Here is a 26,419-nt window from a genome sequence, read left to right on the forward strand (position 1 = left end):
TAACGCTGTAAAAAGAAGATTAAACGCCAGCTTTACGCACGCCTATCTTCCTTATCTGTACAGCCAGTCAATGATAATTATTTTAGAGTATTCTTTATCTTCGGATAATTTGGCTATTTCAATTTAACCGAAAGGGTATTGCATTTTGAGATAGCCTATTTTTAGTACAGACCAGATACAGGCTCATTTAAGAAATTTATCTTCAATAGTCTTCTTGTAAAACTCGTGTTAAGCAATGATAAATCCATATTACGGTATTGATATATATGGTTTTTTTGATAAACACCTGCTTCGAAAAAATTTCATATACTCTTTTTGATATATAAGAGGTATTAAAAATTCATTTCTAAAAATATAAAAACTACGACATTTTGATTACCTTGCTTGGCAAAGTGGATCTCAAACACCCGCAATAAGCAAAATATGAAAGCCTGTACTCTAACCAGAGCAACATCGTTGTTATTGTGCATCTAAATGAAAAAATATAGGGTATTTTGAAAATGATCCTATATTATTTAGACGCTTAACCCTGTTAAATCACGAATGCCGAACAGCCTACCGGCTCGAAAAGTTAGGTAGAAAATACAAAAATAATACGATCAGGACACAGTCCCTGAGCTTGGAGACGTAAAAATGAATCTAACAAAAAAAATCACCCTTGGTTTACTTGCCGCTGGCGCAGTCAGCAGCGTTAGTGCAGCAGATCTCACGCTAACCATAGGCCACGTTGACCCTCAAGAATGGACAACGTCTAAAAAAGGCGCCGCGACGGAAGTATTTAAAAACTTAGTGGAAGCCGAATCTGGTGGTCGTATTGCTGTGAACGTTTATCCTTCAGGCCAACTAGGCGGCGAAACCGATCTTGTACAATCCGCTCAGGAAGGCACATTAAGCATGGCGATGGTCTCTGGCGCCTTTGCTAAAGTCTGTAAAGAAGCGGCCGTGCTCGAAATCCCTTATCTTTTTCCATCAGCGCCTGTCGCTTGGGAAGTGTTAGACGGTGAGTTTGGTAAAGCACTGTCAGAGCATTGTTTAAAAGCCAGCGGACTGCGCACACTCGCTTATGGCGAAACGGGCTTCCGTAACTTCACTAACTCTAAACGTCCCGTGGCGGAGCCAAAAGACTTAAGTGGTTTGAAGATTCGCGTTCAAACTTTGCCGCTGTACGTAGAAATGGTAAAAGCCATGGGGGCAGAGCCTACACCAATCGCGTGGCCTGAAGTGCCTTCTGCACTCACCACTGGCGTCGTTGATGGTCAGGAAAACCCTGTTAGTGTTATCGAAGCGAATAAATTCTATGAGTTCCAAAAATACCTAACCCTAGATGGTCACGTTTACGGCACAGACTTCCTATTAATCAACGAAGATGTGTATCAATCTTTGAGTGATGAAGATCGTGCCATCATTGACCGTGCGGCCAAGGTGGCTGGCGTGTTAGGACGTGCAGTACAGCAATTCAATTCCGCAAAAGGTTTAAAATCGCTTGCGGCAAATGGCATGCAAATCACCACGCCAACACCAGAACAAATGGCTAAATTTCGTGAGGTCGCACAACCTGCTGTTATCAACTGGTTGAAAGGTGAAGTGCAACCAGAATGGATTGAACGTGTTCAAATGTCGGTAAAAGTCGTCAGTAACTCACAATAAATTTAGTACTTGCAATCAGGTAACCGAAAGCCAAGGCTTTTGGTTACCTCTCATTTGTCATCACTCGGAAAGCTCACCATGAAGCGCCTCTATAAAAATTTTCTCGCTATTTTAACTGGCTCCTCTCTATTGATTATCTTTGGCGTTATTTTAGTCAGTAGTCTGAGTCGTTACCTGTTTAATTCGCCCATTCAATGGAGTGAGGAAGTGGCAAAATACGCCATGATCTATGGCACTATGTTTGGCATGGCATTGTGCTATTTAGAAGGCATTCATATTCGCTTTACCTTTCTAGAAGACATGGTGTCTGCCAAAATCCGTTATGTCCTACATTTTATCTCTGACCTTGTCGCCTTAATCAGTGGCGGTGTCCTAACGTATTCAGGCTACCTATTCATGATGAAGCGAGGCGCGATAGAAGCGCCAGGCACAGGCATTCAAATGTACTATTTTCAAGTCGCCATGGTGATTGGCGGCGCGTGTCTTATCATTGCGGCTGCTATTCGACTTGCTGACTATTATTCTCAATTTAAGCCATTACAAAAAGGACAATAATCATGTTAGGTCTTGGAATTCTTATTGCTCTTTTGGTGATCGGTAGCCCCATTGCATTTGCAATTTTGTTAGGCGTTGTTGGTCATGTTTATACCTTGCCCTTTAATGTCAGCCTCGTTGCCCAACGTATTTTTAGCGGACTGGACTCGTTTTCTATTTTGGCGATCCCACTGTTTGTTCTGGCAGGCGAATTGATGAACGAAAGCGGCATTACCAGCCGTATTATTAACTTTGCTAATGCATTAGTAGGCCATTTAAAAGCCGGACTTGCCCATGTCAATATCTGGGCTTCGGTTATCTTTGCGGGACTCTCTGGCTCCGCAGTAGCGGATACATCCGCCCTGGGCCGTGTATTTATTCCCACCATGGAAAAAGAAGGCTATCCGCGCTCTTTTGCGGCCGCATTAACGGCTGCGTCTTCTGTTATTGGTCCGATGATTCCCCCCAGCATTCCAGTAATCATTTACGCCTTAATTACCACAGGCGTATCAGTCCCAGCGCTGTTTCTTGCAGGAGTAACCCCTGGACTCTTTCTAGCTGTTGGCTTATCTATTTATGTTTATTTTTTTGCGGGACATTACGCGCCACTCAAAGCCAAACTGTCCATGGGAGAACGCTGGAAAGCCTTTGTTGATGCTTGGATTCCGCTTTTCATGCCAGTCTTCATCGTTGGCTCCATTCTAACGGGCATAGTGACACCAACAGAGGCTGCGGCTTTTGCCGCCGCGTACGCTTTACTCGCCGGTATGTTTATTCTAAAAAGTCTCAAGGTGTCTGATCTTCCGCGTATTTTCATTCGAGCCATGCGTGACTCTTCTGTGATACTAATCGTGATTGCCGTCGTGGCCGCTGCCAATTGGTTACTCACCTTCTCAAGGGTGCCGCAGACGGTCAGTCAAATGGTACTTGAACATGTTTCAAGCCCTTGGATGTTTCTTATCCTAGTTAACGTCATCTTGCTAATTGTTGGTCTCTTCCTTGAAGGGATCGCCGCCATGCTGATATTGCTACCGATCTTACATCCTATTGCAATGAGCTTAGGCATAGACCCTGTCCATTTTGGTATTGTGGTGATTTTTAACCTGATGATTGGTCTAATAACGCCCCCGATGGGAATTTGTTTATTCGTTTCCAACTCCATTGCAAATGTCGGTATTGCAGCTATTTCAAGACAAATCATGCCGCTTTTCTTAGTAGAATTGGCTGTCTTGATATTGATTACCTTTGTGCCCACTACCGTTACGTTTCTACCTCAGCTACTCGGCTACTAAAAAACGCAAAACACTGGACAAAAAAAACGACGCACACCGCGTCGTTTTTTTTGTTCATTTAAAGGAGTGTGGCAAACGGCTTTATAGCTGAGACAAAACGTACTCAGCCGAGTCTCACTTTATATTCTCCTGGGTTATCTAACCACAATTGCTGAACGATGCCATTTGATACCAACATGGCATAACGACGACTACGAATGCCCATTTTTGCAGCAGAAATATCCAACTCTAGCCCCATGGAACAGGTAAATTCAGCCAAGCCATCTGCGGCCATAATGAGATGCTCGGCATTATTCGCTTTGCCCCAGGCATTCATCACAAAAACATCATTGACAGAGAGACACACTATGTCGTCTATTCCTTTCTCTTTTAACGCATCATAATGCACGACGAAACCAGGCAAATGACTGGCACTACAAGTTGGAGTAAAAGCGCCCGGTACAGCAAACATCAACACGGTTTTACCCGCAAAAAATTCGCTCACATCCACGGTTTCAGGGCCTTCTTCTCCCATCACTTGAAACGTACCATGAGGCAACATATCACCCACAAGAATCGACATAGACTTTATCTCCTGAGAATTAAGATACCCCAATATTAACGCAACCTATCTCAAAAACACCATCAAACAATCTTAAATTGACTCAGTAAATCTTTCTGGTGAGACGCCAATGTCGATAATCCCTTGCTGTCTTTCTCACTCTGATCCGCTCCTAAAGAGGCTTGCTCAGACATTGCCGATATATCTAAGACATTTTGTTTGATCTCTTGCGCGACCGCCGATTGTTCTTCCGCAGCCGTTGCAATTTGGGTACTTAAATCTCGAATCTCCGCCATGCTACTTTGCAACTCAGCCAATGACACACCTACCGAACGCACATCCTCAACACTGGCGTTCGCACTTTGACGGCTGGTTTCCATACTATCGACTGTTTTGGTCACGCCTTGCTGCAATTGAATAATCACTTGCTGTATTTCTTCCGTCGATCTGTGCGTTCGTGTTGCCAAAGTACGCACTTCGTCGGCCACGACCGCAAAGCCTCGCCCCTGTTCTCCTGCACGTGCAGCCTCAATCGCGGCATTAAGCGCCAATAGATTGGTTTGCTCCGCAATTTCCTGAATGACATCCAAAATCCGATCAATACTTTTGGAATGTTCATCAAGCTGATTCACCACAGTCGTAGACGCTTCTATCTGTTCAAGAAGGCATTCCATCTGGGTGATACTTGCGTCCATCTGATCACGATTCTGATTGGCTCTTTGATCTACTGACTGTATTTGATGCAAAATTACTTCCGAGCTTTTCGCGACTTGATCTACTGTGGCCACCATTTCTGACATCGACGACGCGACTTCTGTTGTTCTTCCATTTTGAGTCACCATTAAACGTTTTGACTCGCTCGCTAGGCGGACATTGTTATCCGCTGACTCCGCCACTTCATTAGAAGCCTGATCAATTTCAGTCATGACGCTTTTTAACTTAGCCACAAGGCTATTAACCCAAGCAGATAATTCACCAAACTCATCCTTTGTTTTTACTGAGCTACGCTGGGTGAAATCGCCATCCGACACTTTCCCTAGCACTCTCATAACCTCTTTTAATGGCAAACGGATACTGCGGCTCACCCAGAGAGCCACCAGCACAGCAATCACAATAGAAATCATCAAAACAATGCTGATAATCAAGGTCGACAGCGATGCGGCGTCAGTGGCTTCAGCTTTGGCGTTATTACCCATTAAAGATGCTTCAGATAGCAATGTCTGTACAGACACATTTACCAACTCCATGCTGTCTGACAATTGTTTGGCTAATACTTCAGATTCTTGAGTTAGGCGTGCGTTTTCGTAAAATTTTGCAACGACACCATCATCCGCCATCACACGGTTTTCTATCTCACTGATTAAGCTATTGATGTTCTCGTCATTCAAATACGACTGTTTATCCTTCAAACTAGTAATAATCGACGCCATGGCATCACGTAATTCCTGCATTTTAGCCAAGTTACGCACATCAAAATAATCATTTATTGATACTTGTAGGCTTTCTATCTGACTGTGCATATAAGAAGCCGCAAACTGAATTTCAGAGGTATCTCCATCTGACACAAGAAGAGCAAGATCTTCCGCGGCAAAATTAATTGCGTCTTTCAGATCAAGTTTTTCATCCGGCACTACCGCCTGAAGCTCCAACATCGTCTTATGGTTCGAAAACGCCACATCGGTGTAACCAAAAAACCGCGCCACTTCGACATTAATACTTTCAAGCACTTGTTTCATTTCAGGAAATGCACGCAATTGCACAGACAATTGCTGTGAAATATCACCAAATTCCTGTTTATGTTTCAAAAAACGTGCGGATAAAGCCTCCAAAGAGTCCGGTTTTTTACTCAATAAATACTGTAAAACGGCTGCGTTCGCTAAACTTACATCCTCTTTAAGAGTATTACTAATGGACGAAATATCAGCGACTTCTCCGGTCACAACATTTAATCTGTCTTCAATCTTCTGAATCCCGAAAAAACCCGATGCAGCGATCAACAATAGAAGTAACAACAAAACACCAAAGCCAAATAAAATCCTTTGAATAACGGACAACGACATAATCGACCCCTAATAAAAGCCTACTCTAGATTATCTAACATGTTCAATATTGACCAAGTATACAGGAATACCATAACACTTTATTTACAATTCGCGACACTCACCAAACACCAAACCACAACCAACTAACTTCGTTGAATCAGCATAGATTTCTTTCAACCTACCAATCTGGTAAATTAACCATCTCTTTATCAATTCGACCCACGCTTTATGGATTGCCCCTTATACGAAAAAATTGCCAACCAAATTGAACAACAAGTTCATGAGGGGATTTTCTTACCGGGCGCCAAAATTCCTTCTGTGCGAAAATCCAGCAAACAAATGGACGTTAGCGTTGCTACCGTACTACAAGCCTATAGTTTGCTGGAGGATAGAGGGGTTATAAAAGCACGCCCTCAAAAAGGCTATTTTGTTCAAGAGAATCAGCTTCAGCAGCTTGAGTCTGCAAAAATCGAACCGACTAAGAACGATGGCTCCATACACGCCTTATTACGACGTTTATTACACGTATCACAAGACGACAGTATCATTCAGTTTGGCGCCGCTATTCCCAAAAGCCCGTTTCTTCCTATACGTCAATTACAACGCTCGGTGGGGCGTCTGATGCGTTTAGAAGCCCGAAATATGCGCCGCTTATGAGTTCACTCCAGGATCATTAAGCCTCCGCCGCCAAATCGCCATTCGCATGTTAGACAGCGGCTGTCAGCTTCAACCTGACGACATTACTATTACACTAGGCTGTCAAAACGCCTTGATGCTGTCCTTGCAGGCGGTGGCAAAATCAGGGGACACCATTGCCATCGAAAGTCCCGCCTACCATGGCGTGTTGCAAATCCTCGAAGTGCTCAATTTAAAAGCCATAGAAATACCCTGCTCAGCGCAGCATGGTATCGATTTACATTTACTGGAAGAAGCCGCAAAAGAGTGGCAAATAAAAGCCTGCGTGGTGACACCAAATAACCAAAACCCAATAGGTGCAACACTCAATACGCAAGCCAGAAAGCGCCTTATTCAGCAATCTATTCAATACGGTTTTACACTTATTGAAGATGACGTGTATGGCGAACTAAGCTATAAGGACAAACGGGAGCGATCACTCAAAGCCGATGACACACATAATACCGTGATTTACTGCAGCTCTTTTTCCAAAAGCATTGCGCCAGGATTTCGTATTGGTTGGGTGGTTGGCGGTCAATTCCAAGCACAAATAGAACACTATGCTTATGTACAATCACTGGCGGTTCCAACATTGACTCAGATAGCCATTGCCAATTTCCTCGAAAACGGCGCCTATGATCGTCATTTGCGAAAAACACGACAGTCTTATCAGGACAATTTGGCTCGCTGCCAGGCTCTGATTCAAGAATATTTTCCTATCGGTACGCAAACCTCCACTCCAAACGGTGGTTTTCTGTTATGGATTACTTTACCCGATACTGTTGACGCCATGGCACTTCATGCCCAAGCATTGGCTAATGGTATTGGACTATTACCGGGACTAGCCTTCGGTTTAACCGCTCAATTCAGACACCATTTTCGCTTAAACTACGCACTAAGTTGGGACAATCAAACCGATGCTGCACTAAAAAAGCTAGGCCAACTTTGCCACCAACAACTCGATTCATATCCTTAACAAAAGCCACAAAATATATGACTCGATAGAACACGTTTTTGCATATAAGCAGAGGTTATGAACTTTCATTTAGGCATCTTAAAATTCATCTGTACAGACAGAGCAAAAAGCGTACAATTCGCATTCTTTTTTAAACACTCTGCCTTCTTGGCCGATAACATGAACATCTAAAATAGTAGCTGGCTTGTTGCGATGGAATTTGTTGCACATCCGAGAGACCTTCCATTAGAGATTACACTAATAGAAGATCAGCCTTTCCCTCCAATCTGTGAGGAAAGAGCTGGGTTTGTCGGTATTACTTATGTCACCCTTCGTCCTTTCGATTATGGACGCTCGGTAAGAATTACATTGGAAGAAATAGACCCAAACTTTTGTGTATCAGGTCGCATTGCTTGGTGTCGTCAAGAAGCTGACGGTTACCATATCGCCATTGAATTCCCTACTAAAGAAGAGTGCTACTGTGTTCGCATGATAGAGCAACTCTCGCAGATAGAACATTATCGACGCCAAGCAAAAATGGCAGGACGACGATTGAACTACAACGAAGCTGCTGCTGAATGGATACAAAAATTTGCTGCAAGTTTCCCCGCGTTCACCATTTAACTCTTCTTTCTACGAAGACACTATCCAAAATAAGTTACTATGAAAAACATACTTTCACAGCGTGATTTAGACATCATCACAGCGCAACTTGGACGTACTCCAAGCGGTATCAATGCCATCGCTCATTATTCACCTAACGGCACGCCACAAGTATTGGAAATGGAAACTTGGGTATTCGATCAACCCTTCCCGACCCTATATTGGTTGTCCAGCAAAGCCATCGATAAAGCCCTCGCCAAAATAGAAAGCCACGGCGTGGTAAAAGAGCTCGAACAACGCATCAAAGAGGATGAAAGCTTAAGAGAAGCACACTATGCCTCTCATCGAGACTACATTGCCAGACGTTGGGCCGTCATGAGTCTCAGAACACAAAGCTATTATTGAAGAAAAAGGCTTTAAGCCACTGTTCGACAAACTCGGCATTGGCGGTATTGCAAATTGGGATCAAGTTCGATGTCTACACATGCAATATGCCCATCATCTTGCTGGTGACAATGTAATCGGCCGAATTCTAGACGAAGAATATGGCATGAAATTGATTGCTGATGCGGAATAACAAAAAAGGGGCAAGCCGATAGGTTGCCCCTTTTTTGTCAATGTTAAAATAAGCAGTTAAAAACGCTTACTTTAGGCTTTTTAAGATAGCTCGAAGCTCTTCCGGTGTTGACACTTTTGGTAACACTTCACGAATACGATTAAAGGCAGCCTGAGCAACCGCCGCTCGTTGAGCATAAGTTGTCAACGCACCACCAGTCCAACCTGCCAATTTCACCATTTCATTTTTGAAGTTATTACCACCGACACCATGTCCACCAAGGGCCATCAAAGCGTCTTCAATTTCTAAATAGCTTGGACGAAGCCCCACCAAACTTCATAAAATCATCTTGCTGTACTTCGGCAAACTGTTTTGACATTCTCTAGACCTTATTTAGAAAAACACCTACCATTAAAGTTAGCGATATTTACTCGTCGACACAAGACAAAGCATGTATAAAATCGTAAAAATTATGCCCTCGTTCGCACACGATCCACCGCTTTTTGCCAACCTAGATACAATTTATCCCCTGTGCCTTCAGCCATAGTAGGTTCAAAACATTTATCCGCCTTCCACAAAGCCTCAACCTCATCCAAAGACTGATAAAGACCAACCTGCAACCCTGCCAAAAATGCCGCCCCCAACGCCGTGGTTTCGGTAACACAAGGACGCTCTACGGTAATTTCTAATAAGTCACTTAAGAACTGCACCATTACATCATTTATGACCATACCGCCATCGACACGCAAAGAACTAAACGTTGCTCCGTCCTGCGCCATAGCCCCAACAAGATCCTTGGTTTGATAACATACTGAACGTAGGCCAGCACTGACGATATCAGCAACGCTTGTATCTCGAGTTAACCCTATCATCGCACCACGTGCATCAGGATCCCAATAGGGAGCGCCTAGCCCTGTAAAAGCGGGTACGAGATACACCGAATCATCATTCAAAGCCTGCTTTGCCAAACTTTGCGTTTCTTTGGCATCGGCGAAAAGCTTCAAGCCATCCCGCAGCCACTGAATGGCCGCACCCGCTACAAAAATACTGCCTTCCAGGGCATAGGTTACTTTTCCATTTAAACGATACCCAACTGTAGTAAGCAATTTATGTTCTGAACGAATCGCCTTATCACCGGTGTTCAAGATCATGAAACACCCTGTACCGTATGTACTTTTCACCATACCCGGCGCAAAACACGCTTGACCAACCAAAGCCGCCTGCTGATCACCAGCCACACCATTTACAGGAATAGCGGCGCCTAACCAAGACGCATCAATAACACCAAAATCCGCGCTACAATCCATCACCTCGGGGAACAACACATCACCGATGCCCAATAATTCAATCAGTTCATCATCCCACTCTTGAGTATGGATGTTAAACGCCATCGTACGGGCCGCATTGGTTGCGTCCGTCTTATGGGATTGTCCATTCGTTAATCGCCATAATAAAAAACTGTCCACTGTACCAAATGCTAAACGCCCAGCCTGTGCTTTCTCACGAGCACCATCAACGTTATCCAATATCCAGCGAATTTTGGTAGCAGAAAAATAAGGATCGATCAGCAAGCCGGTTTTTTCCTGTACTTTTTCGCTCAAGCCTTGCTCGCTCAATGTTTGGCAAAAACCACTGGTACGTCTATCCTGCCAAACAATGGCATTATAAACTGGCTTTCCTGTGTCGATATCCCATAGGATCGTTGTTTCTCGCTGATTGGTGATGCCGATGGTTGCTATCGCTTGGGCATCGATCCCTGTATCCTTCAGCACAGATTGACACACAGATAGGGTAGATGACCAAATGTCTTCTGGATCATGCTCAACCCAACCATCGTTTGGAAATATTTGCGGGAACTCTTGCTGAGATTGGCCGACACGAGTGCCTTTTTCATCAAATAAAATAGCCCGAGAACTGGTGGTACCTTGATCAATTGCAAGAATATAATGGGTCATGGTGAATTCTCTTTGAAATCACAGCCACCCAAAAACTGAGCGACTTTAAATTAATTGTTGTTTTGTTTTTTGAACATGAATATTCAAATACGAATATTCTCTATTAAAAACCAATGCGCACTCGTTTAGCAAGCCTCGTTTAACAAGTAATGTCTTTTATCAGGAGAAGAAAACAATATGGGCCAACTCTCTCGCCAAGATAATATTGTCGCCATAGTAAAAGAAAAAGGCTATGTGACCATTGATGAATTGGCTAGCCAATTTGCCGTCACACCTCAGACAATTCGCCGCGATATTAACGAGTTAGCAAAAGCGGACCTCATACGCCGTCATCACGGTGGCGCCAGTTACGATTCCAGTACAACGAACGTAGCTTATGCAACACGACAAATTTTACAACTTCCGGCAAAAGAGCAAATTGCCAAGCGTATTGCGGCAGAAATCCCCAATAATGCTTCCCTTTTTATCAATATCGGAACCACAACAGAAACCGTGGCACGAGCCTTACTCAACCATCAAGGCTTACAAGTTATCACTAATAATCTCAATGTTGCGGCCATTTTAAGTGGAAAAGAAGACTTTACCGTGATTATTGCCGGCGGAACGGTACGTTCAAGAGACGGTGGTGTCATGGGAGAAGCGACAATCGACTTTATCAACCAGTTTCGTGTCGATTTCGGCATTATCGGCATCAGCGGGATTGATCCGAATGATGGCTCCTTGCTCGATTACGATTACCAAGAAGTACGCGTTGCGCAAAGTATTATTAATAATTCTCGCAACGTTTTCCTCGCCGCCGACAGCGCAAAGTTTGGCCGTAACGCGGTTGTTCGATTAGGTAACATCACACAAGTTGATCGACTTTTCACGGATGAAAATCCACCTAAAGCCATCATTAACCTTATGAAAGAACACAAAGTCCGCCTAGAGATCTGTACGCCCAAGTAACACTTGGGCGTCACGTATGTCGAAGAAATAGCCTATTAAACGCGACCTTTTCTTCTCTTCACACTTCCAAAAGCTCAAATATTCACCAAAACTTCACAAACCCTAGTTGTCATAATGCCCTTAGAGGTTTAATATCGAACACAAATGTTCACTTTCGAACATACACATTCGCATTTTAGATCGTGAGGCTTAGTATGAATCACTCCCATTTTGACCTATTTGTTGTTGGTGGCGGCATTAACGGCACAGGAATCGCTGCGGATGCCGCAGGACGAGGCCTAAATGTTGGCCTTTGCGAAATGGGAGACTTAGCTCATGCCACTTCATCATCAAGCAGTAAATTAATCCATGGCGGATTACGCTACCTTGAACATTATGAATTCCGTTTAGTAAAAGAAGCACTAACGGAGCGTGAAGTATTGCTGAAAGTCGCACCACATCTTGTGACCCCAATGCGCTTTCAAATGCCGCACCGCCCTCACCTCCGTCCAGCTTGGCTGATTCGTATTGGTTTATTCCTTTATGACAATCTTGGCAAACGCGAGACACTATTAGGTTCAAAAGGCGTCAAGTATGGTTCTGACAGTCCACTAAAAGACGATATTACACAAGGCTTCGAGTACTCAGACTGCTGGGTAGACGATGCTCGTTTGGTGGTTACCAATGCACTCAGTGCGCAACAAAACGGCGCGGCTATTTTTGCCCGTACTCGCTGTGTCGCAGCAAAGCGTGTTGATAATCAATGGCACATCAGCTTAGAAGATCAAATTACAAAAGAAACCCACGACATCACCGCAAAAGCATTGGTTAACGCGGCAGGACCATGGGTGTCATCCTTCATCGAAACCAAACTGGAACGAAAAGCGCCTTACGGCATTCGAATGATCAAGGGCAGCCACATTGTTGTGCCAAAACTTTATCAACATTCAAATGCTTTTATCATGCAAAACACCGACAAACGCATTGTCTTCGCCATCCCTTATCGCGAACAATACACCCTCTTAGGCACGACCGATGTTGAGTACAAAGGCGACCCAAATAAAGTCGCTATTTCTGAAGAAGAAACAAAATACATATTGAAAGTCGCCAATGACCATTTCAAAAAGACACTCACACCAAGCGATGTCATTTGGAGCTATTCTGGGGTGCGACCACTTTTAGAAGATGAGTCGTCAGACCCATCTGCCGTGACTCGCGATTACACCTTGCATCTTGATGATCAAAACCATCAAGCACCATTACTGAGTATTTTTGGTGGCAAAATCACCACCTACCGTAAATTGGCCTTGTCCGCAATGAACAAGCTGACACCTTATTTCGAAAATCTTGGTGGTGAATGGACACACAGTAAGCCACTACCAGGGGGAGACTTAGGCATGTCTCTGGATGCCTTCGGCATGAAGCTGCAGCGGGATTATCCTTTTATTGGTGCGCATCTTGCCCGTCGTTTTGCCAATAGCTATGGTACGTTAACTCATATACTGCTGAATAAAGCCAATTCTGAACAGGACCTTGGGCAAGATTTTGGCAATCAGCTATTCCAAGTCGAAGTGGATTATTTAATCAACCATGAATGGGCTCGTTCAGCACAAGATATTCTTTGGCGTCGCACCAAACTGGGTCTTGAATTCACATCAGACCAAGTCGCGACCCTTGAAAACTACATTCAAACAAAGATTTAACTCAACGTCATAGCACAAACCAAAATTACGACTGATTTGCCCACCTAAATGATTGTCTAGGTGGGCTTTTTTTGCTCTACTAAAAAGCACAGCTCACCTCTTCTACAGGAATAAACACACAATGGACTTTGCCTTTTTTGATATCTCTATCTGGATTTACCTAGCTCTATTTGGTGCGGCATTCTTTGCAGGCGTCATCGATGCTATTGCAGGCGGTGGTGGCTTAATTACTGTGCCCGTTTTATTGGCGGCCGGACTTTCGCCAGCGGAAGCGCTTGCCACCAATAAATTACAAGGTTGTGCTGGCACCGTGTCTGCGTCGTACCATTTTATCAAAAAAGGCCAAGTGAAACTGGCTGATATGTGGTTACCAATCGCCATGACAGCTATAGGTGCCATTTGCGGTACATTACTGGTGTCTTACTTAGACAGCAGTTTATTGCTCAAAGCCGTGCCTATCATTCTGATTGCGGTCGCTATTTTCTTTTTCTTTTTGCCAAAAGTTCAACCCTATATTGCCAGTAAGTTTTCTCTGACTCATGTGCAATTTGCCTTAATTATTGGCACCAGTATTGGCTTTTATGATGGATTGATCGGTCCTGGTACTGGCGCCTTCTTTTCAACAGCGTATTTGTGTCTAATGGGGCTTACGGTTGTCTCAGCAACTGCCCATACAAAAGTACTCAATGCCACCAGCAATTTAGCCTCTCTTGCGATGTTTGCTTTCAGTGGGCACATTATTTGGGCGCTGGGTATCGTCATGGGCATGGGGCAATGGGTTGGCGCGCAGATTGGTTCTCGCCTAGTCATCACCAAAGGGGCAAAATTAATTCGCCCTATGGTCATCATTATGTGTTTGGCTATTTCTATTAAACTACTATTGGATAACTAATCTTCAAAGTTCACTCGGTGTTGTCAACGCATCTTCCGATGAGTATTGGTAACACTGAGTGACCAACCAACTAAGCAACTGCTGAACGGGTTCGCGCTGGCGTTGTATTTCTGGACAAACAAACAAATAAGCATGACCTTCATCGAGAGCCTCTGAAAACGGTCTCACCAATCTTCCCTGCTGAATATCATCCATGACCAAGGGTGTCCGTCCTAAAGCTACACCTTGTCCAGCAATCGCCGCTTGCACGGCAAGATCACCACGGTTAAAGCTAATGCCACGCGAAGGCTTAACCCCTTTTGCATTCACCAATTGCAACCACTTCTCCCATTCGGCATAAGGGCTGGAAAAGCGCCACTCTGAGTCATCGTTTAACAATGGCACATGAGCAAGTTGACTCGCTTCCGTCAATACTCGTAACTCAGCAAAAGCCGGACTACAAACGGGAAACACTTTGTCCTTCATTAAAGGAACAATATAGCCCTTGGAACTGTGAACATGACTGTGCACGATCGCTACATCTATTCTGTCACGCTGGAAGTTAACCTCCCTATCATTGGCCTGAATCCTTAGCTGCAAATCAGGATACGCTTCTTGCAAACTGCCTAGTCGGGGAATCAACCACTTGGTGGCAAAAGAGGGCATGACAGAGACAGTCAAAATATTAGACGTTTCTTCCTCTTGCAGCTCTAACACCAAATCATTAATTTCATTAAAACTATGGTTTAACTGAACAGCCAAACGGGCTTCCCGCTACTGTCAACTCTAAGCGCCGATGATAACGAACAAACAAAGTGAGCTTTAAACGCTCTTCGAGCTGTCGAATTTGTTGACTAACCGCGCCCTGCGTAAGATGCATCTCTTGGGCAGCTTTGGTAAAACTCAAATGACGAGCCGCAATGGCAAACGTGCCGAATCCAGCTAAAGGCAAAGATTTCATAAAACCACCACCATAAGACAATGTCAGCTACTGCAAAACATCCAAAAAATACTTAACTAAAAAAACAAAAAATATCTGAGCAATAAATATAAACCTTATAAAACATATGCTTAAATTAAAATAAAGTAATGATCAAGCCACATTCATCAACAAACCACATCGTGATCTCTATTTTGCATTAATTCAGCTAATCCAACAAATCAATTTATATCGTTTGTAACAGACAAGCAAAACGATAGAATTACTGTATCTCTTAGGTTGAACAGCGGCCTAATATTTACCGATACAGCCCTAACTGTATCTTATCTAAAAGTAGTCCCACAGCTTACTTTTAGATGAATATCAGCATTCCCCACAGGATGATGTTATTCGCAACTGCTAGTTACTTTTTTTGAAACCGGACGCTTGTCCGGTTTTTTTGCCACATTTAGACCATTACGTCATAATCTACCAGCAAAAAAAACGGCGCCCCGAAGGTCGCCGTCAACTAACACACGTAAATGTGTCCGATCATTCATTAAGCTGCTTTTGCCTTATCCTCACGCAATTGAGCTTGCATAAAATTTGCTTGTGCAAGTTTCTCCATGAGACGCACTACCTGACAGCTGTAACCATATTCATTATCGTACCAAACATAAAGAATAGCTTGATTACCACGTACCTTAGTCGATAAAGAATCGACAATCCCCGCCTGCTGAGAGCCAATGAAATCAGAGCTAACAGCATCCGCACAATCACTGTAACCAATTTGCCCGGTTAGCTCGGCACGAGTGGAGGCCGCTTTCAGTAGCTGATTGATCTCTTCAACCGAAGAGGCTGTTTTTAGATTCAAACTTAATACAGCAATCGAGACGTTAATAACAGGAACACGAATCGCACTACCGCTCAATTTACCTTCTAGAGAAGGGATGGCTTTTGACACAGCTTTCGCTGCGCCAGTTTCTGTCATAACCATGTTCATACCCGCAGCACGACCACGACGATCGCCTTTATGGATATTATCAATTAGGTTTTGGTCATTGGTGTAAGCATGAACCGTTTCTACGTGACCAGACTCAATTCCAAAGGCTTTCTCAAGTACAGACAAAATAGGCGTAATCGCATTCGTCGTACAAGATGCAGCAGATACAATGCGATCAGCATCAGTGATATCACTATCGTTCACACCAAATACAACGTTCTTCATTTCTTTACCAGGAGCCGTCAATACAACACGCTCAATACCTGGACGGTTCAAATGAACACTCAAACCGTCATGGTCACGCCAGCGGCCAGTGTTATCAACCAACAAAGCATTATTAATTCCATAAGCTTGGTAATCCACTTCTGCAGGGTCAGAAGCATAAATCACCTTCACCGATGAACCATTAATAATCAAGGCTTGATTCTCTTCGTCAACCTTAACCAATCCGTCGTAAACACCGTGGACAGAATCGTATTTCAACAAGCTAGCACGCTTAGACAAATCGTTGTCGCACGCTTTACGTACCACAATGGCCGCCAATGACATACCTGGAGTAGTGTGACCAAGAGTGCACATACGACGAGCCAACAAACGACCAATACGACCAAATCCGTATAAAACTACTGGAGTTTCAGTACCGTCGTTTGACTGAGCAGCCAATACAGCGTCAACATCCGCTTCAGCGATTAAAGACTCAAGCTCAACTACTGTATGAGCGACATCACTGGCTAACACTTGCTCTAACACTTGATAAACTTGAGCAAGGTCTAGCTCTGGATGCTGGTCAAAAGCCGCCATCAATCCAGTGACAGAATCCGCCATGAGTGTGTTGCCTGCCAACTGAACTTTTACCGCTTTTTCACGGCCAAGTTTACCCAAAAGAGGAATCATAGATTCTGCTTGCGAAAGTGTTTGTAACCAAGTGCTTGTCATTTTCTGCCCCCGAAAAAAGACTCTGTTGTATCAATATGGGCGCAGTCTAACGGCACTTCAGAACAAAAACAAATTGTAATAAGGCAACAAAAAACCTTTAAAATCTTATATTTAGCGTGATTTTTTATAGAAATAACGAAATAACCAGAAAGGTCTAGAAACTTTACTACATAATCATAAAATAAAACGCCACATCAGCCTAAACCGTTCGGTTATGTTGTAATTTGGCAACGAAAACTGACAGGAAATTTCATGAATTATTTTACAAATGACGCTTTCTCTCGGCCAAAATCCCTAAAACACAGAAACAACCGATCACCAAAGCAGGTCGATAGACAAACTCCACCTGCGTAATTCCCCAATACACCAATGGCTGGCTCCATAAGGTTAACAGTCCATAACCAAAGGTACACATCAAAATAAACGCACTCACCCTAGCAATGAATACCCAAGAGGCAACCAACCGCTTAAGGTAAGCATTCACCTTATCCCCATATATCACCAAACATGTTGCCACGAACGCGAGAGAGATATCCTGAAGATGGGGCTGAATAAAATGCGCCACCCGTAAATTAAGATCCACAATAAACATAAACAACCACTATTTTTTACGAGATAAGGCTTCGACATCAATTTGACCAGAACGCGTCACTTCGCGGGGATGCTCATCAACATACAGAATAGACACATCAAATGTACTGTTATGCAGTTCAATCAAGGTGCCATCTTTGAACAACCAAGTTGAACGACCAATTCCCTTGTTTAGATACCCGCCACTAGGCGCACCGTATTTTTTTTCCAATAAATCACCTAATGCTTTGCGCTTTTCATTGCTTTCGACAACACCAGATAACAAGGCTTGGCTAACATAACCAGACGAATTGGAATAAATAGTCGCATTGGTCACACCGAAAATACCTTCCGGCCCCAAACTATAGCTGACCACACCTTCTTTATAAGAGGGATAACTACGCAACCCCATGGTAGTAAGTTGCTTTTCTAAACGCTCCAAACTCAAATCATTTAAAGACAAACCAAACAACTCTGCGATGCTAGAAGCACGAGAGGTCATGTCATTTGACGTATTTGCCGACACACTGGCCACAGAGAACAAAGCAAGCACACTAGCAACGCAAAACGACAAGGAAATTCTTCGCATTCCTTCTTTCCTTTACGATATGAAAATTTAGTTTTACAGGCAAAAAACACGTAACCTGATATATAATACAACAGTATAAACGCCTCTAGTTCAAGGCGGACAAAAACTTTATTTACTGAGGTAATACATGGCTCTTGTTATTGGCATTACAGGCGTATCCGGCAGCGGAAAAAGCCGACTTTGTTCTCTATTAGCAGAAGGTCAAGATGACAAAATCACCGTTTTGTGCCAAGACAGTTTCTACAATGGATGCGGCAGCATTGACCCAGATGTGTATAACTTTGACGATTTAAGTTCGTTAGATCTTGAAAGCCTCACTTTAGCCATTCATAACTGCAAAAATCGCCAGCAGCCTAATGAAATTCCGGTTTACGACCATTCTCAGCACAAGCGAGTGGGCTACCGAAATTTGGACCCTACACATGTTGTGCTAGTGGAAGGTCACATGATGTTCCAAGATCCGGGTATTCGTGACGCGGTTGATTACCTTCTATACGTCGACACAGACATGGACATAGCCATTGTGCGCCGCCTAAAGCGAGACATCGCAGAACGTGGCCGCGACGTCAACGAAGTCACCAGTCGATACATGCGCCATGTGCGCCAAGCGTCATTAAAAACCTTAGAGATCCGCAGCAAAGCGGACTTTATTATCCCCAATAACAAAAGTTTTACCAATGCGGCCAACTTATTACGAAGCCATATTGATTTCTTACTAAAAAGAAAAAGGCGCCAAATAGGCGCCTTTTTCTATACAGAGACTAAGAAAGCCGCTGTGATTACTTTTTAATGTCGTCGAAAAAACGTTTCACACCATCAAACCAGCTTTTTTGCTTAGGCGAGTGATTGGTGCCCTCACCCATGCTTTCAGCCAATTCGGTAAGCAGTTCTTTTTGACGAGACGTCAGGTTTACTGGTGTTTCAACCACAGCCTTACAAATTAGATCACCAACTGGACCGCCACGTACAGGTTTCACGCCCTTATTACGAAGACGGAATAGTTTTCCTGATTGACACTCAGCCGTCACCTTCAAGCGTACGCGTCCATCAAGTGTCGGTACATCAATTTCACCGCCCAATGCCGCCGTTGTGAAACTAATAGGCACTTCACAGTAAAGATTCGCACCATCGCGTTCAAAAATACTATGAGGCTTCACGGACACTTGAACAAACAAATCACCTGCAGGACCGCCATGCGTACCCGCTTCGCCTTCGCCAGACAAACGAATACGGTCACCCGTATCGACACCGGCTGGAATTTTGACATTCAATGTTTTGTATTCTTGTACGCGGCCTTGACCATGACAATCTGAACATGGATCAGAAATAACCTGACCGGCACCATGACATTCTGGACAAGTTTGTTGAACAGAGAAAAAACCTTGTGACATACGTACTTGACCCGCACCACCACAGGTACCACACGTCTTAGGCGTTGAGCCTTTTTTCGCACCTGAACCATCACAGGTTTTACAATTTACTAGGGTTGGAATGCGTATTTTTCTTCGCACCCCCACACCGCTTGCTCAAGATCCAGCTCAAGAGTGTAACGTAAATCGGAGCCTCGGCGCGTTCGGCTTTGTCCACCACCGCCACCAAAAATATCACCAAATACATCACCAAAAATATCACTAAAACCGCCCGCGCCTGCGCCACCGCCATAGCCACCAGCTTGGCCATTCACGCCATCGTGACCAAAACGATCATAGGCTGCACGCTTGTCATCGGAAGACAAGATTTCGTAAGCCTCAGCAAGTTCTTTGAACTTTTCAAGTGCTTCTGGGTTATCTGGATTCTTGTCTGGGTGGTACTTATTCGCCAAAGAACGATAAGCTTTTTTAATATCTTTCTTATCCGCGCCTTTGGCCACCCCAAGAACGTCGTAATAGTCTCTTTTGCTCATCGCAGCAATTCCTGAATTTAAAAGCCTGAATTAAAAAGCCTGAATTAAAAAATCTACATCTAAAAAACACCAAACTCATATTGTGCAAATAGCAAAGCACGGTCAAAAACCGTGCCTGCCATACACAGCCCCACTAACGAGGGCAAAATAAGAGCTTAACGCTTATTTTTTATCTTCTTTTACTTCTTCAAACTCAGCATCAACAGCATCGTCTTGAGACTTAGCTTGCTCGCCTGTTGCAGATTGAGCACCCGCTTCAGCATCGGCGTACATCTTCTGAGCCAAAGTGCCAGACGCCTGAGTCAACGCATTGGTTTTCTCTTCAATCTTCTCTTTGTCATTAGATGTCAACGCTTCTTCAAGCTCAGTAATCGCCGTTTCAATCGCCGCTTTCTCTTCAGCAGACGCCTTATCACCGGCATCCGCTAATGTTTTACGCGTCGCATGGATCATGCCGTCGGCAGTGTTACGAACTTGTACAAGCTCTTCAAACTTACGGTCTTCTTCTGCATTCGCTTCGGCATCACGAACCATTTTTTCAACTTCTTCATCGCTCAAACCAGAAGACGATTTGATCACGATAGATTGCTCTTTACCGGTCGCTTTGTCTTTCGCAGACACGCTCAAGATACCGTTCGCATCGATGTCGAAGCTTACTTCGATCTGTGGCACACCACGTGGAGCAGGTGGAATGTCAGCCAAGTCGAAACGACCTAGAGATTTGTTCTGCGACGCTTGTTTACGCTCACCTTGCAATGCATGAATCGTTACCGCATTTTGGTTGTCTTCTGCTGTAGAGAAAGTTTGTGATTTCTTCGTTGGGATCGTCGTGTTTTTCTCGATCAACGTCGTCATCACACCACCCATTGTCTCGATACCTAGAGATAATGGTGTTACGTCTAGAAGAAGAACGTCTTTCACGTCACCAGAAAGTACCGCACCTTGGATAGAGGCACCGATCGCAACCGCTTCGTCAGGGTTCACGTCTTTACGTGGCTCTTTACCGAAGAATTCAGATACCTTCGCTTGTACCAATGGCATACGTGTTTGACCACCAACCAAGATTACTTCATTGATATCAGCCGCCGTTAGATCAGCGTCTTTCAATGCTTGACGGCAAGGCTCAAGCGATTTCAACACAAGCTCTTCAACCAAAGACTCCAACTTAGAACGCGTCAATTTCACGTTCAAGTGTTTAGGACCTGTCGCATCGGCCGTGATGTAAGGCAAGTTCACTTCTGTTTGAGAAGAAGAAGACAACTCAACTTTCGCTTTCTCACCCGCTTCTTTCAAACGTTGTAGCGCTAGTGGATCGTTGTGAAGATCGATACCAGACGATTTTTTAAATTCTGCAGCCAAGTACTCGATAACACGCATATCGAAGTCTTCACCACCTAGGAAAGTATCACCGTTTGTAGACAATACTTCGAATTGCTTCTCGCCATCTACGTCAGCGATCTCGATGATAGAGATATCGAATGTACCACCACCAAGGTCATAAACCGCGATAGTAGAGTCGCCAGTGCTCTTGTCTAGGCCATAAGCCAACGCCGCCGCTGTTGGCTCGTTGATAATACGTTTAACTTCTAGACCTGCGATTTTACCCGCGTCTTTGGTTGCTTGACGTTGAGAGTCATTGAAGTAAGCAGGCACAGTGATAACCGCTTCAGTCACTTTCTCACCCAAGTAGTCTTCCGCTGTTTTCTTCATTTTCTTCAAAACTTCAGCAGAGATTTGTGGTGGCGCTTTCTTGTCGCCTTTCACTTCTACCCACGCATCGCCGTTATCTGCAGCAATAATTTTGTAAGGCACCATAGAGATGTCTTTTTGAACCACGTCGTCTTTAAATTTACGACCGATCAAACGCTTAACCGCAAACAAAGTATTTGTTGGGTTGGTAACCGCTTGACGTTTAGCTGATTGACCGACAAGCACTTCACCATCTTCGGCAAAAGCCACGATGGAAGGTGTGGTGCGATCGCCTTCCGCGTTTTCAATAACGCGCGCTTTCTCGCCGTCCAACACAGCAACACAAGAGTTCGTTGTACCTAAGTCAATACCAATGATTCTACCCATGGTTTGTATCTCCAATAAATTCGTTTATGACGATGATAATTCTGTATTTGGGTACGCTTAAATGTATTTCAAGCGTCCGGTGTCAAAAAAATGACAGTAAATTAAGCTGCACTTGAAACAACGACCATAGCAGGACGCAACAAGCGGCCATTAATGGTGTAACCCTTCTGAACAACGTCCATGACGGTATTCGCTTCTAGTTCAGGGTTTGGCACCATAGTGATGGCTTGGTGTAACTCTGGGTTAAAGGGTTCACCATGTGGATCAACCACTTTCACTTCAAAGCGAGCCAATGTTTCAAGCAAATCTTTTAGCGTCAGCTCAACACCTTCACGAACAGGGTCAGATTCACCTGTATCTGGTGCAGACGCCAGTGCGCGCTCAAGATTGTCTGCCACGTTCACAATCGATTTAGCAAACTTTTCTAAACCAAACTTGTGCGCTTTTTCGACATCTTGTTCAGCACGACGACGTACGTTTTGCGCGTCAGCATGGGCACGAAGTGCCGCTTCTTTATACTGAGCGACTTCTTCTAGCGCTTTTGCAAGCTCATCATTTTCAGTAACTTCTTCTAAAGTCTCTACTTCAGGCTCTAAAATCTCTTCTACTGTGTCGTTCTGTGTTTCGCTTTTCAAATCTTGCTCCGCTTCTAGATTAGGATCTTTTTGCTGCTCACTCATTCTTCAACTCCAAATAACAGAAACAATTCTTTGTCTGTGCCACTTATATGGGGACAGCTTTTTCGCTTTCAACAGTCAAAGCCGCATTAATTTTATGGGAATTAAATTTACGAACAGCACTTGTCAAAAAACAACCAAGTACTGTATAAATAACCATATAAATATATTTTTCTTTGGAGCACTCTATGCTGACCAGCATCGCTATTTCCAACTTCGCCATCGTTGAATCTTTAGAACTGGAATTCAAAAAAGGCATGACTGTGATTTCAGGTGAAACCGGTGCCGGTAAATCCATCATGGTGGATGCTTTATCGCTTTGCCTCGGCGATCGTACCGATGCGGCTGTCGTTCGACATGGTGAAAAAAAGCGGATATTAGCGCCAGCTTTGACATACAACAGTACCCGCATGTACAAAAATGGCTGGAAGAAAGAGACCTAGAACACGACCAACATTGTATTTTGCGTCGTGTGATCAGCAAAGAAGGTCGCTCTAAAGCGTACATAAACGGTCGCCCTTGCACATTGAACGACTTAAAAGAAGTCGGCAGTCAACTGGTCGATATCCATGGTCAACATGAGCACCAGTCTCTTCTGAAAAAGAACGCCCAAAGACAACAGCTTGATGAATATGGTCGCCTTACCGAGTTAAGCAAACAAGTCAGCCAACAGTATTCAATATGGCGACAGCTGAAAGAAGAGCCTCTCTGCACAACAAAATAGATCCGCAGAGCAAGATGCTAAAATCCAGCTTTTGTCTTATCAGGCTCAAGAACTACAACAGCTTGATTTAAAAGAAGGCGAAATCGAAGAATTAGAAAACGAGCAGGCCTTTTTGTCGAACATTGCCGACTCTCAATACAAAGCGTACCAAGCCAGCGGCATTTTAATCGACAGTGACGAAGGCAATGTTTGCTCTTTATTACATCAAGCTATTAACAGTGCCAGCCAAATCCGCCCAGCCACCAAAGAACTGGAAAACGCACTGGAAATGATGAATGTGGCTTTGATACAAGCACAAGAAGCGGCAGACAGTTTGCATCATTACCAAGACACCTTAGAACAAAACCCTGAGCGTCTTGTAAATGTAGAGCAGCGTTTATCGGATATTTACGATACGGCTCGCAAACACAGAACCTTACCTGAGGGCTTGTTGGCCTTACGAGAAAGTGTCGAAGCAGAACTAGACAGCTTACAAAGCAGCGAAGAAAGCTTAGAGTCATTAAAAGAAAAAGAAGAGCAAGCCTATGAAAAGCTCACCGCACTTGCGACAACATTGACAGAGAAGCGCATTATTGCCAAAGACGAGCTAGCACAAAAAGTCGAAGAACAGATACACGGGCTTGGCATGCCCCACGCACGCTTTTTTATTCAGTGCCAACCCCTTAATCAAGTATCAGCCAATGGTTTTGAGGACATTGAATACATGATTGCCTCTAACCCTGGCCAACCAGCACAGCCGTTACGAAAAGTCGCTTCGGGTGGTGAGCTGTCACGTATCAGCTTGGGAATTCAAGTAGTGACCGCACACACATCGATTATTCCGACCTTGGTTTTTGATGAGGTAGACGTTGGCATCAGCGGCGGCATCGCCGAGGTGGTAGGTCGTATGCTGCGCTCTGTTGGCAAACGTGGCCAAGTCTTTTGTGTGACTCACTTGGCGCAAGTGGCCGCACAAGGCAATCAGCATCTACGAGTCAGCAAACTGGTTGAAGACGAAGCAACCTCTTCTCAAGTCGAGTTACTCAAAGATCAGCACCGCACTCAAGAGATCGCTCGCTTGTTAGGCGGACTCGAACTCACTGAGCAAACACTCGCTCACGCCCGTGAAATGCTTGGCAATGTCCAATTGCAATAACCCACTCAATAAAAAGGGCCTAAACTCGTCGTTTAAGCCCTTCTATGTATCACCCAAAGGTCATATGAACGATTATTTTTTCTTTGGACGCACGTAAATAATCAAGCTATGGTCCTCAATATCAAAACCATGCTCTTCTGCAATTTCGCGTTGACGCTTTTCGATAATAGGATCAACAAATTCAATCACCTTGCCGCTGTCTAGACAAATCATATGATCATGATGATCGCCTTTCGCCAACTCAAACACAGCCGTACCAGCCTCAAAGTGATGGCGTTGTACTAATCCTGCAGTTTCAAACTGGGTTAGCACTCGATAAACCGTCGCTAAACCTACGTCTTCACCTTGATCTAGTAAAGTGCGATACACATCATCAGCACTCATATGACGGTCGCCCGCACCTTCAAGAATTTGTAAAATTTTCACTCGTGGTAGAGTTACCTTGAGTCCCGCTTTCTTTAGCTCTTGATTTTCGCTAGTCATGAGTCATTCTCTATTCGATCTTGTTGATAATTACTTTATCATTAGCACACCAGAGTAAGGATAATACAAATGAAAAAATCAGTTTTAATATTATGCGCAGCGCTTTCACTCGGCGCATGCAGTTTATTTCCACCACCTTACAAGGTTCCAGTAACACAAGGAAACCTTGTCACCAAGGAACAGCTATCACAGTTACAAATTGGCATGTCTGAATCTCAGGTCACTTATCTATTGGGCAACCCAATGCTAAGAGACACCTTTAAACCAAACGAATGGCATTACCTATACACAACACTATACGCAACGCCAGACACCAAACAAAGTGATGCAGACGACCTGGTGCTAATTTTTAGCGATGGCGTCTTAACACAAATCAAAAACAACTAATCCTTAGTTGTTTTTTGCTGCACGGTTGGCCCTAGCTTGTTTTGGGTCAACCTTCAGCTCACGATACAGCTCAACTCGCTCGCCTTCTTTTAACACTTGCTCTTCTGCGTTTCTTACCGCTTTACCAAAAATCCCCACCTTCACCGTTTCTACATCCACATCCGGAAAAAAAACTTGGATATTAGAACGACGAACCGCATCGCGCACTGTGCAACCTTCTTCAACCTCTAAAGTGATAATTTTCTGCTTTTCAGGTAGAGCATACGCTACTTCCACTCTCATCTTATTCACCGTACACCACTTTGGCCCGCTTGCTAAAAGAATCCACCATGGTGTTGGCAATTTGACTAAACACCCCACCAAAGGCAAATTTCAGCATGCCGCTCAGTTCAAAATTAATACTCAGCATAATTTTACAGCTTGTCGGAGACAACTCTGTGAACGTCCATACCCCATGCAAACGTTTAAATGGCCCTTTCACCAAAGTCATCTCTATTCGACTGTAATTTTCCAAAAAGTTCTTGGTTGTGAAAGATTGTCTTACCGGCCCTTTTCCCACTTCCAAAGAAGCCACGATTTCTGTTGGCGTTTTTGAAATGAGAGTAGAGTCCCAAGCAACCCGGTAAAAACTCAGGATAACCATCGATATCATTCACCAGTGCAAACATTTGCTCACAACTGTAATTCACATGCGCGAATCGCTCTATATGGCTCAA

Annotated in this window: 30 protein-coding genes and 1 pseudogene; 15 read left to right on the forward strand and 16 right to left on the reverse strand. The window is 44.0% G+C overall.

The features are described from left to right. The first annotated feature begins 633 nt into the window (after window positions 1–633). From ONZ52_RS06760 to ONZ52_RS06770, 3 genes are all read left to right on the forward strand, one after another. Window positions 634–1,647, forward strand: a complete 1,014-nt coding sequence (locus ONZ52_RS06760; RefSeq protein WP_265217923.1) for a DctP family TRAP transporter solute-binding subunit — start codon at window positions 634–636, stop codon at window positions 1,645–1,647. Window positions 1,648–1,725: 78 nt separating this feature from the next. Beyond that, entirely contained in the window at window positions 1,726–2,202 is a 477-nt protein-coding gene (locus ONZ52_RS06765) for a TRAP transporter small permease (RefSeq protein WP_265217924.1), read from the forward strand. Between the two features lie 2 nt (window positions 2,203–2,204). Further along, the gene (locus tag ONZ52_RS06770) at window positions 2,205–3,473 is read left to right on the forward strand and encodes a TRAP transporter large permease (protein ID WP_265217925.1); all 1,269 of its coding nucleotides are present in this window, start codon (window positions 2,205–2,207) and stop codon (window positions 3,471–3,473) included. A gap of 103 nt (window positions 3,474–3,576) precedes the next feature. Here ONZ52_RS06770 and ONZ52_RS06775 read toward each other — a convergent pair whose 3' ends face one another. Together ONZ52_RS06775 and ONZ52_RS06780 are read right to left on the reverse strand one after the other, a co-directional pair. Continuing rightward, window positions 3,577–4,035, reverse strand: coding sequence for a peroxiredoxin (locus ONZ52_RS06775; protein WP_265217926.1), 459 nt, complete (start codon window positions 4,033–4,035; stop codon window positions 3,577–3,579). 62 nt (window positions 4,036–4,097) lie between these two features. Further along, window positions 4,098–6,074: a methyl-accepting chemotaxis protein gene (locus ONZ52_RS06780; RefSeq protein WP_265217927.1), complete on the reverse strand. Its 1,977-nt coding sequence runs from the start codon at window positions 6,072–6,074 to the stop codon at window positions 4,098–4,100. Window positions 6,075–6,284: 210 nt separating this feature from the next. On the opposite strand from ONZ52_RS06780, the gene ONZ52_RS06785 reads away from it, so the two are divergent. The 4 genes from ONZ52_RS06785 (at window position 6,285) to ONZ52_RS06800 (ending at window position 8,694) form a co-directional block, all read left to right on the forward strand. Beyond that, on the forward strand, window positions 6,285–6,713 hold the full coding sequence (locus tag ONZ52_RS06785; protein WP_265217928.1) for a GntR family transcriptional regulator: 429 nt from the start codon (window positions 6,285–6,287) through the stop codon (window positions 6,711–6,713). A gap of 46 nt (window positions 6,714–6,759) precedes the next feature. Beyond that, window positions 6,760–7,707 (forward strand): aminotransferase-like domain-containing protein, encoded by a 948-nt coding sequence (locus ONZ52_RS06790; RefSeq protein WP_265217929.1) that lies wholly within the window; start codon window positions 6,760–6,762, stop codon window positions 7,705–7,707. A 192-nt stretch (window positions 7,708–7,899) separates the two neighbouring features. Continuing rightward, window positions 7,900–8,310, forward strand: coding sequence for an energy transducer TonB (locus ONZ52_RS06795; protein ID WP_265217930.1), 411 nt, complete (start codon window positions 7,900–7,902; stop codon window positions 8,308–8,310). Between the two features lie 39 nt (window positions 8,311–8,349). After that, window positions 8,350–8,694 carry a DUF501 domain-containing protein gene (locus ONZ52_RS06800; RefSeq protein WP_321160273.1) on the forward strand — a complete coding sequence of 115 codons (345 nt, stop codon included), beginning with the start codon at window positions 8,350–8,352 and terminating at the stop codon, window positions 8,692–8,694. Between the two features lie 238 nt (window positions 8,695–8,932). Here ONZ52_RS06800 and ONZ52_RS06805 read toward each other — a convergent pair whose 3' ends face one another. Both ONZ52_RS06805 and glpK read right to left on the reverse strand, forming a co-directional pair. After that, window positions 8,933–9,175, reverse strand: a complete 243-nt coding sequence (locus tag ONZ52_RS06805) for a hypothetical protein (RefSeq protein WP_265217931.1) — start codon at window positions 9,173–9,175, stop codon at window positions 8,933–8,935. A 140-nt stretch (window positions 9,176–9,315) separates the two neighbouring features. Beyond that, window positions 9,316–10,800, reverse strand: a complete 1,485-nt coding sequence (gene glpK / locus ONZ52_RS06810; protein WP_265217932.1) for a glycerol kinase GlpK — start codon at window positions 10,798–10,800, stop codon at window positions 9,316–9,318. A 177-nt stretch (window positions 10,801–10,977) separates the two neighbouring features. Between glpK and ONZ52_RS06815 the strand changes: the two genes are divergently transcribed. The 3 genes from ONZ52_RS06815 (at window position 10,978) to ONZ52_RS06825 (ending at window position 14,322) form a co-directional block, all read left to right on the forward strand. Further along, window positions 10,978–11,748, forward strand: a complete 771-nt coding sequence (locus ONZ52_RS06815) for a DeoR/GlpR family transcriptional regulator (RefSeq protein WP_265217933.1) — start codon at window positions 10,978–10,980, stop codon at window positions 11,746–11,748. 194 nt (window positions 11,749–11,942) lie between these two features. Further along, entirely contained in the window at window positions 11,943–13,430 is a 1,488-nt protein-coding gene (glpD, locus tag ONZ52_RS06820) for a glycerol-3-phosphate dehydrogenase (protein WP_265217934.1), read from the forward strand. Between the two features lie 121 nt (window positions 13,431–13,551). Beyond that, on the forward strand, window positions 13,552–14,322 hold the full coding sequence (locus ONZ52_RS06825; protein ID WP_265217935.1) for a TSUP family transporter: 771 nt from the start codon (window positions 13,552–13,554) through the stop codon (window positions 14,320–14,322). Window positions 14,323–14,325: 3 nt separating this feature from the next. On the opposite strand, the gene ONZ52_RS06830 is transcribed toward ONZ52_RS06825, so the two are convergent. From ONZ52_RS06830 to ONZ52_RS06850, 5 genes are all read right to left on the reverse strand, one after another. Beyond that, a complete protein-coding gene (locus ONZ52_RS06830; RefSeq protein WP_265217936.1) occupies window positions 14,326–15,063 on the reverse strand; it encodes a LysR substrate-binding domain-containing protein in 738 nt (245 codons plus the stop codon). Then, complete coding sequence (locus tag ONZ52_RS06835; RefSeq protein ID WP_265217937.1) at window positions 15,041–15,262, reverse strand: LysR family transcriptional regulator; 222 nt, start codon at window positions 15,260–15,262, stop codon at window positions 15,041–15,043. The genes ONZ52_RS06830 and ONZ52_RS06835 overlap by 23 nt, the downstream gene beginning before the upstream one ends. 517 nt (window positions 15,263–15,779) lie before the next feature. Beyond that, a complete protein-coding gene (locus tag ONZ52_RS06840; RefSeq protein ID WP_265217938.1) occupies window positions 15,780–17,159 on the reverse strand; it encodes a glyceraldehyde-3-phosphate dehydrogenase in 1,380 nt (459 codons plus the stop codon). Between the two features lie 262 nt (window positions 17,160–17,421). After that, the gene (locus tag ONZ52_RS06845; protein ID WP_265217939.1) at window positions 17,422–17,751 is read right to left on the reverse strand and encodes a DUF3392 domain-containing protein; all 330 of its coding nucleotides are present in this window, start codon (window positions 17,749–17,751) and stop codon (window positions 17,422–17,424) included. 9 nt (window positions 17,752–17,760) lie between these two features. After that, window positions 17,761–18,318: a uridine kinase gene (locus ONZ52_RS06850; RefSeq protein WP_265217940.1), complete on the reverse strand. Its 558-nt coding sequence runs from the start codon at window positions 18,316–18,318 to the stop codon at window positions 17,761–17,763. A 127-nt stretch (window positions 18,319–18,445) separates the two neighbouring features. Here ONZ52_RS06850 and ONZ52_RS06855 point away from each other — a divergent pair, with 127 nt between their 5' ends. After that, window positions 18,446–19,108, forward strand: coding sequence for a uridine kinase family protein (locus tag ONZ52_RS06855; RefSeq protein WP_265217941.1), 663 nt, complete (start codon window positions 18,446–18,448; stop codon window positions 19,106–19,108). Here the strand turns inward: ONZ52_RS06855 and dnaJ are convergent. The 3 genes and pseudogenes from dnaJ to grpE all read right to left on the reverse strand — a co-directional run bounded on the left by dnaJ (window position 19,098) and on the right by grpE (window position 22,977). After that, window positions 19,098–20,221 (reverse strand): annotated as a pseudogene (gene dnaJ / locus ONZ52_RS06860) (molecular chaperone DnaJ). The gene ONZ52_RS06855 and the pseudogene dnaJ sit on opposite strands and share 11 nt — an antisense overlap. Before the next feature lie 162 nt (window positions 20,222–20,383). Beyond that, on the reverse strand, window positions 20,384–22,297 hold the full coding sequence (gene dnaK / locus ONZ52_RS06865) for a molecular chaperone DnaK (RefSeq protein WP_265217942.1): 1,914 nt from the start codon (window positions 22,295–22,297) through the stop codon (window positions 20,384–20,386). Window positions 22,298–22,398: 101 nt separating this feature from the next. Further along, window positions 22,399–22,977: a nucleotide exchange factor GrpE gene (gene grpE, locus ONZ52_RS06870; RefSeq protein ID WP_265217943.1), complete on the reverse strand. Its 579-nt coding sequence runs from the start codon at window positions 22,975–22,977 to the stop codon at window positions 22,399–22,401. A gap of 185 nt (window positions 22,978–23,162) precedes the next feature. On the opposite strand from grpE, the gene ONZ52_RS24650 reads away from it, so the two are divergent. The 3 genes from ONZ52_RS24650 to ONZ52_RS06875 are packed head-to-tail and all read left to right on the forward strand — an operon-like array spanning window position 23,163 to window position 24,833. Then, the gene (locus tag ONZ52_RS24650) at window positions 23,163–23,417 is read left to right on the forward strand and encodes an AAA family ATPase (RefSeq protein WP_321160274.1); all 255 of its coding nucleotides are present in this window, start codon (window positions 23,163–23,165) and stop codon (window positions 23,415–23,417) included. A 20-nt stretch (window positions 23,418–23,437) separates the two neighbouring features. Further along, window positions 23,438–23,698, forward strand: coding sequence for a hypothetical protein (locus ONZ52_RS24655; RefSeq protein ID WP_321160275.1), 261 nt, complete (start codon window positions 23,438–23,440; stop codon window positions 23,696–23,698). A 31-nt stretch (window positions 23,699–23,729) separates the two neighbouring features. Continuing rightward, window positions 23,730–24,833 carry a DNA repair protein RecN gene (locus ONZ52_RS06875; RefSeq protein WP_321160276.1) on the forward strand — a complete coding sequence of 368 codons (1,104 nt, stop codon included), beginning with the start codon at window positions 23,730–23,732 and terminating at the stop codon, window positions 24,831–24,833. A gap of 72 nt (window positions 24,834–24,905) precedes the next feature. Here ONZ52_RS06875 and fur read toward each other — a convergent pair whose 3' ends face one another. Next, window positions 24,906–25,316, reverse strand: coding sequence for a ferric iron uptake transcriptional regulator (fur, locus tag ONZ52_RS06880; RefSeq protein ID WP_111607180.1), 411 nt, complete (start codon window positions 25,314–25,316; stop codon window positions 24,906–24,908). Between the two features lie 69 nt (window positions 25,317–25,385). Here fur and ONZ52_RS06885 point away from each other — a divergent pair, with 69 nt between their 5' ends. Then, window positions 25,386–25,703 carry an outer membrane protein assembly factor BamE gene (locus tag ONZ52_RS06885; RefSeq protein ID WP_265217944.1) on the forward strand — a complete coding sequence of 106 codons (318 nt, stop codon included), beginning with the start codon at window positions 25,386–25,388 and terminating at the stop codon, window positions 25,701–25,703. 3 nt (window positions 25,704–25,706) lie between these two features. On the opposite strand, the gene ONZ52_RS06890 is transcribed toward ONZ52_RS06885, so the two are convergent. From ONZ52_RS06890 to ONZ52_RS06900, 3 genes are read right to left on the reverse strand one after another with little or no spacing between them, the layout of a single operon-like run. After that, the gene (locus ONZ52_RS06890; protein ID WP_265217945.1) at window positions 25,707–25,985 is read right to left on the reverse strand and encodes an RnfH family protein; all 279 of its coding nucleotides are present in this window, start codon (window positions 25,983–25,985) and stop codon (window positions 25,707–25,709) included. A gap of 1 nt (window position 25,986) precedes the next feature. Next, a complete protein-coding gene (locus tag ONZ52_RS06895; RefSeq protein WP_265217946.1) occupies window positions 25,987–26,277 on the reverse strand; it encodes a type II toxin-antitoxin system RatA family toxin in 291 nt (96 codons plus the stop codon). Then, window positions 26,168–26,419, reverse strand: a complete 252-nt coding sequence (locus ONZ52_RS06900) for a type II toxin-antitoxin system RatA family toxin (protein WP_265217947.1) — start codon at window positions 26,417–26,419, stop codon at window positions 26,168–26,170. The genes ONZ52_RS06895 and ONZ52_RS06900 overlap by 110 nt, the downstream gene beginning before the upstream one ends.

This window comes from Marinomonas rhodophyticola (assembly GCF_026113935.1).
Lineage (GTDB): Bacteria > Pseudomonadota > Gammaproteobacteria > Pseudomonadales > Marinomonadaceae > Marinomonas > Marinomonas rhodophyticola.